This window comes from Streptomyces sp. MB09-02B (assembly GCF_033794485.1).
In the GTDB taxonomy this organism is placed as follows: Bacteria; Actinomycetota; Actinomycetes; order Streptomycetales; family Streptomycetaceae; genus Streptomyces.
On record NZ_JARGEE010000326.1, the window covers coordinates 1 to 10531 of the forward strand.

Consider the following 10531-nt stretch of genomic DNA (forward strand, 5'->3'; position numbering starts at 1 on the left):
CGTTTCGCCCGTCCCCACGAACGCGGAACGACCGCCGTCCACCACGCCCGGTGGCAGCACGGCCGCACGGCCACTGTCCGGTGAGGCCGGTGGCAGCACCGCCGTACGGCCACTGTCCGGTGAGGCCGGTGGCAGCACCGCCGTACGGCCACCGTCCGGTGAGGCCGGTGGCGGTGCGGCCGAAAGGCCACCGTCCGGGGGGACGGCGGTCGGATCGACACCACCCGCCGAGAACGACGCCCGGGCCGCAGAACGGCCGTCGGGCGCCGGTCCCGGTGATGCCGCCGCGAAGCCGCCGCCGTTACCCGTGCGGGGCGCGGCGCGTCTTCCCGCAGACGCCGGGGACGACACGTCGGACAACCCGGCCGTGCCGCCCCCGTTCCCACCCGTGTCACTGCTGTCGGCCGAGGAACTGCTCGCCGACCAACCCTCCGTCGAGATGCTGCGGCGTGTCCGCCGCGGACTGCGGGCTCTCCCCGAGTCCGACCGGCCCCTGCCCGACTAGTGGGCGCCGGGAAAGTCACGCAATCACCCCCTGCCGTCGGACCGCACACCCACCGCAGACGTATGGACCAAGGAGCACGTGCTCATGACCGCACACGCATCGACCGAATCGCTGACCGGCATCCTGGCCTCGCTGCGTGACCGGGTGATGGGGGTCGCCGAGAGCGTCCTGTCCACCGTGGACGGGCTCCTCGTCGTCGCCGACGTCGACAAGGTCCACCCCGAGTCCGTGGCCGCCCTCGCCGCCGCCACCCTCGGGGTCAGCCGTCGTATGGCCGACCAGTCCGGTGTCGGGGCCCTCCGCGAGGTGGTCGTCCGGTGCGGAGCGGGGCACGTCATCGTCGTCGCCGTGGGCGAGCGTACCCTGCTGACCGTCATGGGTGACGACGGCCTCGACCTGGCCGCCTTCCAACGCGAGTCCCCGGCGACCGTGGAGCAGCTCAACAAGGTGCTCGCCGCGGATGTGGCGCACTGAGACGAAAAACGGATGCGGCGCACCGGGACGACAGGCTCGACGGTTCGTCTGCGGTTTCTCTGCGGTTTCTCTGCGGTTCCTGTGCGGTTCGTCTGCGAGGACGGTCGTCGAGGAAGCGCTCCTTCACTCGAAGGAGTTAACGAGGGTGCCGTGGCGTGACGGATCAACCGTGAGCGACCGGTCGGCGCGCGAATCGGGTGAGCCGTGAACGCATACGAGGAGAAGCGCCGGGAAGCAGGGTCCGAAAGGCTGGTCGGGGCGCCGGAGGAACCGTGGCCGGCACGGCTCGGACTGTCACCCGAAGGTGGTGGAGTCGCTCGCGAGGGTACTGGCGAGAGACTGTCTGACCTTGCCCGCGACGGGGTAACCCATGGGTAATGAGCGCCCCTCCATCTGGTCGTGGTTGGATGCGAGGGAGAGGGTGTACCGGGGGCGACGGCCAGCCCACTCCGACGGAACTGGCAGGCGGGAACCGTAACTGGCAGGCGGGAATCGTGAGGATCTTCGGCAAGGGACGACATCGGCCCTCCGCCTCCTGGCGGCAGGCCACCGATCGTGCGTTCACGCTGATCGGCGACGGTCGGTACGAGGACGCGGGGGCGCTGTTGACACGTGCCGCGGACCTGGAGCCGTGGCTGTCCGAGTCCTGGTTCAACCTTGCCCTGCTGCACAAGTTCCGGCACGACTGGGAACAGGCGAGAGCGGCCGGCCTCCGGGCCGTCGCCCTGCTCGACCGGGAGACCGGCGCGCCCGACTGGTGGAACGTGGGTATCGCCGCGACCGCCCTCCAGGACTGGCCGCTGGCCCGCCGGGCGTGGCAGGCGTACGGGCTGCGGGTGCCCGGGGGCGCGGTCCGGCCGAAGCCCGGCAGCGGACCCGGTGACACAGGGGAGCCGGTGGGCATGGACCTCGGCAGCGCGGCCGTACGGCTCTCGCCCGAGGGCGAGGCCGAGGTCGTGTGGGGCCGGCGGCTCGACCCCGCCCGGATCGAGGTGCTCTCCATCCCGTTGCCGTCGTCCGGGCGGCGCTGGGGCGAGGTCGTCCTGCACGACGGGGTGCCGCACGGGGAGCGGACCACGGCCGCGGGGCACGCGTATCCGGTGTTCGACGAGATCGAACTGTGGGCGCCGTCTCCCGTGCCGACCTGGGTGGTGCTGCTGGAGGCCGCGACCGAGGCCGACCGGGACGCGCTGGAGCGGCTCGCGGCGGACGCGGGGTTCGCGGCCGAGGACTGGTCGTCGTCGGTGCGGTTGCTGTGCCGACTGTGCTCGGAGTCGCGGATGCCGTCCGACGAGGGCGACGGGGAGCATCTCGATCCGCACGATCACAGCGAGCCGGGGCACCCCGGGCCGCTGGGGCATGTGACGGACGGGCAGTTGTGGGCGCCGGAGCGGGAGTGCGGCATCGCCGCGCCGGCCTCGCTGGTGCGGGGGCTGCTGGACGGGTGGGTCGCGGACAGTCCGGATTCCCGTGACTGGCGGGATCTGGAAGAGGTCTGTTAGCGGGACGTGCGGTCGGTCTCCGGCTGCAGGCAGGTCGTGGTCGCTCGCGCAGTTCCCCGCGCCCCTTACGGGGCGCGGCCCCCGTACCCTGTATCAGCAACTTCATCGCTTGTTGTTTTGAGGAAGGCGTACGTCTGTCATGGCCCAGCAGGACACCGATCAGCAGCACGTGGGCGTGCTCCCCGTCGATGACGAGGGATTCGTCATCGACACGGAGGACTGCGAGGAGCGCGAGCAGGCCTACCGCGAGCGCGGCACGTCGTTGCCGATCACCGTGGTCGGGAACCCGGTGCTGCACAAGGAGTGCAAGGACGTCACGGAGTTCGGCGACGAGCTGGCCAAGCTGGTGGACGACATGTTCGCCAGCCAGCGCACGGCCGAGGGCGTGGGCCTGGCCGCGAACCAGGTCGGAGTCGACCTGAAGGTGTTCGTGTACGACTGCCCCGATGACGAGGGCAAACGCCACACCGGCGTTGTCTGCAACCCGAAGCTGGTCGAACTGCCCGCCGAGAAGCGCCGGTTGGACGACAGCAACGAGGGCTGCCTGTCCGTGCCGACGGCGTACATGCCGCTCGCCCGCCCCGACTACGCCGAGGTCACCGGGCAGGACGAGAAGGGCAACCCGATCAAGGTGCGCGGCACCGGGTACTTCGCGCGCTGCCTGCAGCACGAGACGGACCACCTGTACGGCTACCTCTACATCGACCGGCTCTCCAAGCGCGACCGCAAGGACGCCCTGCGGCAGATGGCCGAGAACGAGCCCCGCTACCCGGTGGTCGCCAACGACTGAGCCGGACCGGCCCCGCCCTCAGGCGGCCTCCGGGCCCCGGAACGTCCGGCGGTAGGCCTGCGGGGTCGTGCCCAGCGACCGGACGAACTGATGACGCAGGGCGGCGGCGGTGCCGAAGCCGGTGCGCCAGGCGATGGCGTCCACCGTCTCGTCCGTCGCCTCCAGCAACCGCTGGGCCAGCAGCACCCGTTGGCGCAGGATCCAGCGGTACGGGGTGGTCCCGGTCTCCTGCTGGAAGCGGCGCGCGAAGGTGCGCGGGGACATGTGCGCGCGGGTGGCGAGCTGCTCGACGGTGACCTCCTCGTCGAGGTGCTGCTCCATCCACACGAGCACCTCGCCCACCGTGTCGCACTGCGAGCGCGGCAGCGGCCGGTCGATGTACTGGGCCTGGCCGCCGTCGCGGTGCGGGGGCACCACCATCCGCCGGGCGATCCTGTTCGCCACCTCCGGTCCCTGCTCCTTGCGGACGATGTGCAGACAGGCGTCGATACCGGCCGCCGTGCCCGCCGAGGTGATCACCGGGTCCGCGTCCACGTACAGCACGTCCGGCTCGACCACCGCGCGCGGATACTGCCGGGCCAGTTCCTCGGCGTGCCGCCAGTGGACCGCGCACGGCCGGCCGTCCAGCAGTCCGGCCGCGCCGAGCACGAAGACGCCCGAGCACACGCTCAGCACGCGGGCGCCCCGGTCCGCGGCCCGGCGCAGCGCGTCCAGCAGCTCGGCCGGGTAGATCCGGTGCACATAGCTGTCGCCCGCCGGTACGACGACCAGGTCGGCCTCTTCGAGCCGGTCCAGGCCGTACTCCGTGGAGACGGTGAAGCCCGCGTGCGTCCGCAGCGTCGGACCCTCCGCCGACGCGACCGCGAAGTCGTACACCGGCAGGCCCTCGTCGCTGCGGTCGAGGCCGAAGACCTCGCAGACGACGCCCAGTTCGAAGGGATGCACGCCCTCCATGAGGATGGCGGCCACGTTCTTCAGCATGCTGCCAGTGTGCCTCGGAAGTGGCAGGAATTCGAGGGGGTACGGCAGTCCTGCCACTGTTTGTCAGGAGTGTTCGGCGCGACAGTGGTGTCCATGGATACGACACAGCTGCAAGGACTCATCGGAACACTGGCCGTCCTCGGACTGCTCGCCCTGGTGGTGCTGCCCGCGATCATCGGCGTCGTGCACGACTGGCGCGTCGACCGGCAGATCGAGCGGGCAGCGGAGGGGCGGCGGACATCGTCGTCGCACCGCATCGCCCGCCCCGCCTGATCGCATACCTGTACGACAGTGATCGGCCCTCTGTGTAACCTCTCCTCGACCCAAGGGGAGGATCATGAGACACAGAACGCGCCCCGCACGCGGCCGGACCCTGGCCGTGGCGGGCGGGGCGGCGGCCTTGGTGCTGCTGGCGGCGACCGGCGCCCAGGCCGAGGGCAAGGGGGACGTCCGCGTCACCAAGACGGTCGTCAACGGCGGCAAGAACGTCATCATCGGAACGGCGAAGACCATCCGGTACCCGGTCGCCGTCACCATCAAGGACAACTCCGGTGCCAAGAAGATCACCGATCTCAGCACCTTCAACCGGACCAACGGCTACGGCTTCACGACCTGGGACGGTGACTCGTCCTGCAAGAAGAAGAGTTCGACGACATCGGTGTGCACGGGAACGATGACGGTCGACCCCGGCTGGATCGCCGACAGTGACGACATCGACTCCAACCGCGTCGCCGGAATCTGGCAGGTCAACGCCACCGTCAAGGCGAACGACGGCGATTACTGGATCTCCGACAACATCGCCCAGTACAAGGTCAAGCGCGCCTCGGCCCTCACCGCCGTGATCAAGCCCGAGAAGGTCGCCAAGGGCGTGAAGATCACCGTCGGCGGCAAGCTGACCCGGGCCAACTGGGAGACCCTCAAGTACGGCGGGTTCACCGGGCAGTCGGTCCAGCTGCAGTTCAAGAAGAAGGGCGCCGCCCGCTACGCCACCGTCAGGACGGTGAAGACGGGCAGCGGCGGGAAGGTCGCCGCCCAGGTGACCGTCACCGCGGCGGGCAGCTGGCGCTGGTACTTCCCCGGCACGACGACGACCGCGAGGGTCACGTCGGCCGGGGACGCGATCACCCTCAAGTGACCTCGGTGGCCCGAAAGTTCTGAGGAACCCCTAGAAGTCCTCGTCCAGGTCGACGGTGCCCTCCACCGCGACCTGGTACGCGGACGGACGCCGCTCGAAGAAGTTCGTCAGCTCCTGGACGCCCTGCAGCTCCATGAAGGAGAAGGGGTTCTCCGAGCCGTACACCGGGGCGAAGCCGAGGCGCGTGAGGCGCTGGTCGGCCACACACTCCAGGTACTGGCGCATCGACTCGGTGTTCATGCCCGGCAGACCGTCACCGCACAGGTCGCGCCCGAACTGCAGCTCGGCCTCGACGGCCTCCCTCAGCATGTCCGTGACCTGCTGCTGGAGCTGGTCGTCGAAGAGCTCCGGCTCCTCCTTGCGGACGGTGTCCACGACCTCGAAGGCGAACGACATGTGCATCGTCTCGTCGCGAAACACCCAGTTGGTGCCGGTCGCCAGGCCGTGCAGCAGACCCCGGCTGCGGAACCAGTAGACGTACGCGAAGGCGCCGTAGAAGAAGAGGCCCTCGATGCACGCCGCGAAGCAGATCAGGTTGAGCAGGAACCGGCGGCGGTCCGCCTGGGACTCGAGACGGTCCAGCTTCTCGACCGAGTCCATCCACCGGAAGCAGAACTCCGCCTTCTCCCGGATGGAGGGGATGTTCTCCACCGCCGCGAAGGCCGCCGTCCGGTCCTCCGGGTCGGGGAGGTAGGTGTCCAGCAGCGTCAGATAGAACTGGACGTGCACGGCCTCCTCGAAGAGCTGGCGGCTCAGATAGAGCCGCGCCTCGGGGGAGTTGATGTGCTTGTAGAGGGTCAGCACGAGGTTGTTCGCCACGATCGAGTCGCCCGTCGCGAAGAAGGCGACCAGACGGCCGATCAGGTGCTGCTCGGCCGGGGAGAGCTTCGCGAGGTCGGCGACGTCCGAGTGGAGGTCGACCTCCTCGACGGTCCAGGTGTTCTTGATCGCGTCCCGGTAGCGCTCGTAGAAGTCCGGGTAGCGCATCGGGCGGAGAGTCAGCTCGAAGCCGGGGTCGAGGAGATTCTGGTTGCTGGACATCACTGACAGGCCTCGCAGGACTCGGGGTTCTCAAGGGAGCAGGCGACGGCCTCTTCGGACGTGGCCTGCTGGACGGGGATGGTCGTCTCGGGCTGCCGGGCCTGGGCCTGCGCGGCGCGGGCGATGCGGGTCGCCGGGCGGGAGCGCAGGTAGTACGTGGTCTTCAGGCCCGACTTCCAGGCGTACGCGTACATCGAGGAGAGCTTGCCGATGGTCGGCGTCTCCAGGAACAGGTTGAGCGACTGCGACTGGTCCAGATACGGCGTGCGGGCGGCGGCCATGTCGATCAGACCGCGCTGCGGGATCTCCCAGGCCGTGCGGTACAGCGCCCGTACGTCGTCTGGGATCCACGCGAAGTCCTGCACCGAGCCGTTCGACTCGCGCAGCGCCTCTCGGGTGCGCGCGTCCCAGACGCCCAGCTCCTTCAGGTCCTTGACCAGATACGAGTTGACCTGGAGGAACTCACCGGACAGCGTCTCGCGCTTGAACAGGTTGGACACCTGCGGCTCGATGCACTCGTACACACCGGCGATCGAGGCGATGGTGGCCGTCGGCGCGATGGCGAGGAGCAGGGAGTTGCGCAGGCCCGTCGTCGCGACGCGCTCACGCAGGGCCGCCCAGCGCTCCGGCCAGGTGGGCTCGACACCGTAGTGGTCGGGGTGCAGAACACCGCGTGCCGTACGGGTCTTCTCCCAGGCCGGCAGCGGGCCGACCCGCTCGGCGAGGTCGGCGGAGGCCTCGTACGCGGCGAGCATGATCCGCTCGGCGATCCGGGTGGAGAGCGCCTTCGCCTCGGGGGAGTCGAAGGGCAGCCGCAGCTGGAAGAAGACGTCCTGGAGGCCCATCGCGCCGAGTCCGACCGGACGCCACCTGGCGTTGGAGCGGCCCGCCTGCTCGGTCGGGTAGAAGTTGATGTCGACCACGCGGTCGAGGAAGGTGACGGCGGTGCGGACCGTCGCGTCCAGCCGCGCCCAGTCCATGTCGCCCGTCGCCCGGTCGACGAAGGCGCCCAGGTTCACCGAGCCCAGGTTGCAGACCGCCGTCTCCCCGTCGTTCGTGACCTCCAGGATCTCCGTGCAGAGGTTGGAGGAGTGGACGACATGGCCCGGCTCGGCCGTCTGGTTCGCCGTGCGGTTGGCCGCGTCCTTGAAGGTCATCCAGCCGTTGCCGGTCTGCGCGAGGGTGCGCATCATCCGGCCGTACAGATCACGGGCGGCGATGGTCTTCTTCGCCAGGCCGTCCGCCTCCGCCTTGCGGTACGCGGCCTCGAACTCCGCGCCCCACAGGTCGACCAGCTCGGGCACGTCGGAGGGGGAGAACAGCGACCACTGCTCGTCGGCGTTCACCCGGCGCATGAACTCGTCCGGGATCCAGTGCGCCAGGTTCAGGTTGTGCGTACGCCGGGCGTCCTCGCCGGTGTTGTCGCGCAGCTCCAGGAACTCCTCGATGTCGGAGTGCCAGGTCTCCAGGTAGACCGCGGCCGCGCCCTTGCGCCGGCCGCCCTGGTTCACGGCGGCGACCGAGGCGTCCAGCGTCTTCAGGAACGGCACGATGCCGTTGGAGTGGCCGTTGGTGCCCCGGATCAGCGAACCCCGCGAACGGATGCGGGAGTACGACAGACCGATGCCACCGGCGTGCTTCGAGAGGCGGGCCACCTGGTGGTAGCGGTCGTAGAGGGAGTCGAGCTCGTCCAGCGGGGAGTCGAGGAGGTAGCAGGACGACATCTGGGGGTGTCGCGTACCGGAGTTGAAGAGCGTGGGGGAGGAGGGGAGGTAGTCCAGGCGGCTCATCAGCCCGTAGAGCGCGGCCACTTCGTCGAGGGCACGGAGGCCCGCTTCCGCGTCGGCTCCCGTGTCCTCGGCGAGGCCGGCGGCGACCCGCAGCATGAAGTGCTGGGGCCTCTCGACGACCTTGCGGGTGAGGGGGTGCCGGAGCAGGTAGCGGCTGTGCAGGGTGCGTAGGCCGAAGTAGCCGAAGCGGTCGTCCCCGGCCGGGTCGATCAGGGCGTCGAGACGCTCGGCGTGGGCGCGGACGAACGCGGCCGTACGGTCGGCGACGAGGCCCTCCCGGTGGCCCACGGCGATGGACTCGGTGAACGTCGTGACCCCCTGCGAGGCCGCCTCGGCACGGATGCCGACGGCCAGCAGCCGGGCGGCCAGTTGCGAATAGGCGGGGTCCTCGGCGATGAGGCCCGCGGCCGCCTCCGTGGCCAGCTCGCGTAGCTCCGCGACCATCTCGGCGGAGGACGCGCGCACCGACCGGCCGCGCAGCGCGGCGGCGGCGACCCGGCCGGGATCGGCGTCGGGGAGGTCGGCGGTCAGCTCGGTCAGGATCCGCAGCAACGCGGTACCGGGACCGTCGGTCTCCGTCGCCGGGTCGGCCGGCACCGGGGCAACGGACACGGACACGGGCTCGGCTGCGGCCAGGTCGGCTGAGACCGGATCGGCTGACACCGGATCGGCTGGCGCGATGGTCACGTGGGGCTCTCCCTCGCTCGGCTGGGGGCCCTGCGGAGGGCAGGCGGCAGCACACGAGCGCACGGGAGCGGTCGCGTCCACCGGCCCATTCCACGAGGCCCGGACGTCACGGCACCCGGACCGGACGGCCGGGCGCACTGTCGGCAGGCGTTCGGACTGAACAGGCGTGCACACATGGCGATGAATGCACGCGAGTACACCGTTGCGGGACAGTTCCGGATTCACACCGGATTCCCCTGCGGCTACAGCGAGCATGAGCATACATCTAGTGCCGGGGCGCGGTGTCACCCCCACATGTTGTGTCGCGTTCGGTTTCGCAGGGTGTCAGAGCGTCAACTCGTAGGTGATCAGGGTGATGTCGAGCAGGTCGGGGAGGGGGTTCCAGTCGCGCTCAGGCGTGCGAGTGAAGCTCAGGCGTCCGTAGATGCGATGGGCCGCGTGCATGCTCCGCTGGGTCGACAGAACGACGCGCCCACAGCCCTCGACGGTGCGGGCACGCTCCAGGCAGGACCGCACGAGTGCCTCGCCGACACCGCGCCCTCGGGCTTCCGGGGAGACCGCGAGCATCCGTATCTCGGCCTCTCCCGCACGGGCGATGTCGGCCATGGGCCCGCCGGCGGGGACGAAGGTCACCCCGCCCAGCACCTGCCCGTCCGCGACCGCCACGAGCACCTCGGCCTCGGCCGCCCGCTTCGCCACGTCCCGCAGCTCGTCGAGGTACCGGTCGCTCTCTCCGAAGTCCAGCAGTCCGTCGCCGAGGTAGGCCTGGGCGGTGATCTCGCCGAGCGCGGCGTACTCGTCGGGAGCCGCCGGCCTGATCGTGATGTCCATGCGTCGCAGTGTGCACGAGGGGCGGCTTCGCGGGTCGGCGGTTTTCCACAGGGGCCGCCGTCCGTCGGACTATCGGATTTTGTCAGGTCGTCGCCGACCACATGGGCAGCGTCGTCACGAAGTCCTCGCTGAAGTCGCGGGTGCCCGGCCCGAGGGCGACGCGGCCGGTGGCGCGCAGCCGGGCGGTCAGGGCGGGGGACTCGGAGTAGTAGACGCGCCGGGCGCCGGCCGGCACGAACACGGTCTGGCCGCGCGTGAGTTCGCTCGCGCACTCCACGACGACGGCGCCCTCGGCCACCTCGACGAACGCCTCGTCGCCGCACACGCCCACGGCCAGCGGATCGTGCAGCGGACAGGTGCCGTCCCCGCCGTGGCGGGTGTAGGCGTCCATGTAGGTCCGCATCAGCCGGGCGGCGAGGGCCGTGCCGGGACCCGCGGCCTCCAGCGCGGCGAGGTCCTCCGGGCGGAACAGCCAGCGGTGCGAGGCGTCCAGGTCGACCATGGTGAACGGGATGCCGGAGGAGAGCACGATCTCGGCGGCGTCCGGGTCGGCCCAGATGTTGAACTCGGCGACCGGGGTGAAATTGCCCGGGACCTGCGCGGCGCCGCCCATGAACACGAACCTGCGGACACGGTGGGCGAAGTGCGGGTCCTCCAGCAGGGCGATGGCCACGTTGGTGAGGGGGCCGGTGGCGCAGACCGTCAGCTCGCCCTCGTACTCCCTCGACAGGCGGAGCAGGGCCTGGGCGGACGACTCCGTGGGGTGGGGGGCCGTCGAGTCGGGGAGGGTCTCGT

At 70.3% G+C, this 10531-nt stretch carries 11 protein-coding genes and 1 riboswitch; of the genes, 6 read left to right on the forward strand and 5 right to left on the reverse strand.

Translation table 11 applies throughout. From position 1 onward, the window contains the following. From P1P70_RS32855 to def, 4 genes are all read left to right on the forward strand, one after another. Positions 1 to 505, forward strand: a 505-nt coding sequence (locus P1P70_RS32855) for a hypothetical protein (RefSeq protein WP_319244290.1), incomplete at its 5' end; no start/stop codon positions are given. A gap of 84 nt (positions 506 to 589) precedes the next feature. Continuing rightward, the gene (locus P1P70_RS32860; RefSeq protein ID WP_319244292.1) at positions 590 to 979 is read left to right on the forward strand and encodes a roadblock/LC7 domain-containing protein; all 390 of its coding nucleotides are present in this window, start codon (positions 590 to 592) and stop codon (positions 977 to 979) included. Positions 980 to 1473: 494 nt separating this feature from the next. Next, complete coding sequence (locus P1P70_RS32865; RefSeq protein WP_319244294.1) at positions 1474 to 2481, forward strand: hypothetical protein; 1008 nt, start codon at positions 1474 to 1476, stop codon at positions 2479 to 2481. A 139-nt stretch (positions 2482 to 2620) separates the two neighbouring features. Further along, positions 2621 to 3271, forward strand: coding sequence for a peptide deformylase (gene def / locus P1P70_RS32870; protein WP_239757153.1), 651 nt, complete (start codon positions 2621 to 2623; stop codon positions 3269 to 3271). Positions 3272 to 3289: 18 nt separating this feature from the next. Here def and P1P70_RS32875 read toward each other — a convergent pair whose 3' ends face one another. Further along, entirely contained in the window at positions 3290 to 4252 is a 963-nt protein-coding gene (locus tag P1P70_RS32875; RefSeq protein WP_319244297.1) for a GlxA family transcriptional regulator, read from the reverse strand. A 93-nt stretch (positions 4253 to 4345) separates the two neighbouring features. On the opposite strand from P1P70_RS32875, the gene P1P70_RS32880 reads away from it, so the two are divergent. Next, positions 4346 to 4525: a hypothetical protein gene (locus tag P1P70_RS32880; RefSeq protein WP_319244299.1), complete on the forward strand. Its 180-nt coding sequence runs from the start codon at positions 4346 to 4348 to the stop codon at positions 4523 to 4525. Positions 4526 to 4589: 64 nt separating this feature from the next. After that, on the forward strand, positions 4590 to 5387 hold the full coding sequence (locus tag P1P70_RS32885) for a hypothetical protein (protein ID WP_319244301.1): 798 nt from the start codon (positions 4590 to 4592) through the stop codon (positions 5385 to 5387). A gap of 30 nt (positions 5388 to 5417) precedes the next feature. Here P1P70_RS32885 and P1P70_RS32890 read toward each other — a convergent pair whose 3' ends face one another. The 4 genes from P1P70_RS32890 to P1P70_RS32905 all read right to left on the reverse strand — a co-directional run. After that, positions 5418 to 6428 (reverse strand): ribonucleotide-diphosphate reductase subunit beta, encoded by a 1011-nt coding sequence (locus P1P70_RS32890; protein ID WP_078853594.1) that lies wholly within the window; start codon positions 6426 to 6428, stop codon positions 5418 to 5420. Next, positions 6428 to 8905, reverse strand: coding sequence for a ribonucleoside-diphosphate reductase subunit alpha (locus P1P70_RS32895; RefSeq protein ID WP_413471602.1), 2478 nt, complete (start codon positions 8903 to 8905; stop codon positions 6428 to 6430). Before P1P70_RS32895 ends, P1P70_RS32890 begins: the two co-directional genes overlap by 1 nt. A gap of 124 nt (positions 8906 to 9029) precedes the next feature. Beyond that, positions 9030 to 9196, reverse strand: a riboswitch (cobalamin riboswitch). Positions 9197 to 9229: 33 nt separating this feature from the next. Further along, positions 9230 to 9736, reverse strand: a complete 507-nt coding sequence (locus P1P70_RS32900; RefSeq protein WP_319244303.1) for a GNAT family N-acetyltransferase — start codon at positions 9734 to 9736, stop codon at positions 9230 to 9232. An 82-nt stretch (positions 9737 to 9818) separates the two neighbouring features. Continuing rightward, on the reverse strand, positions 9819 to 10531 hold a 713-nt coding region (locus tag P1P70_RS32905), incomplete at its 5' end, for a nucleoside hydrolase (RefSeq protein WP_319244305.1).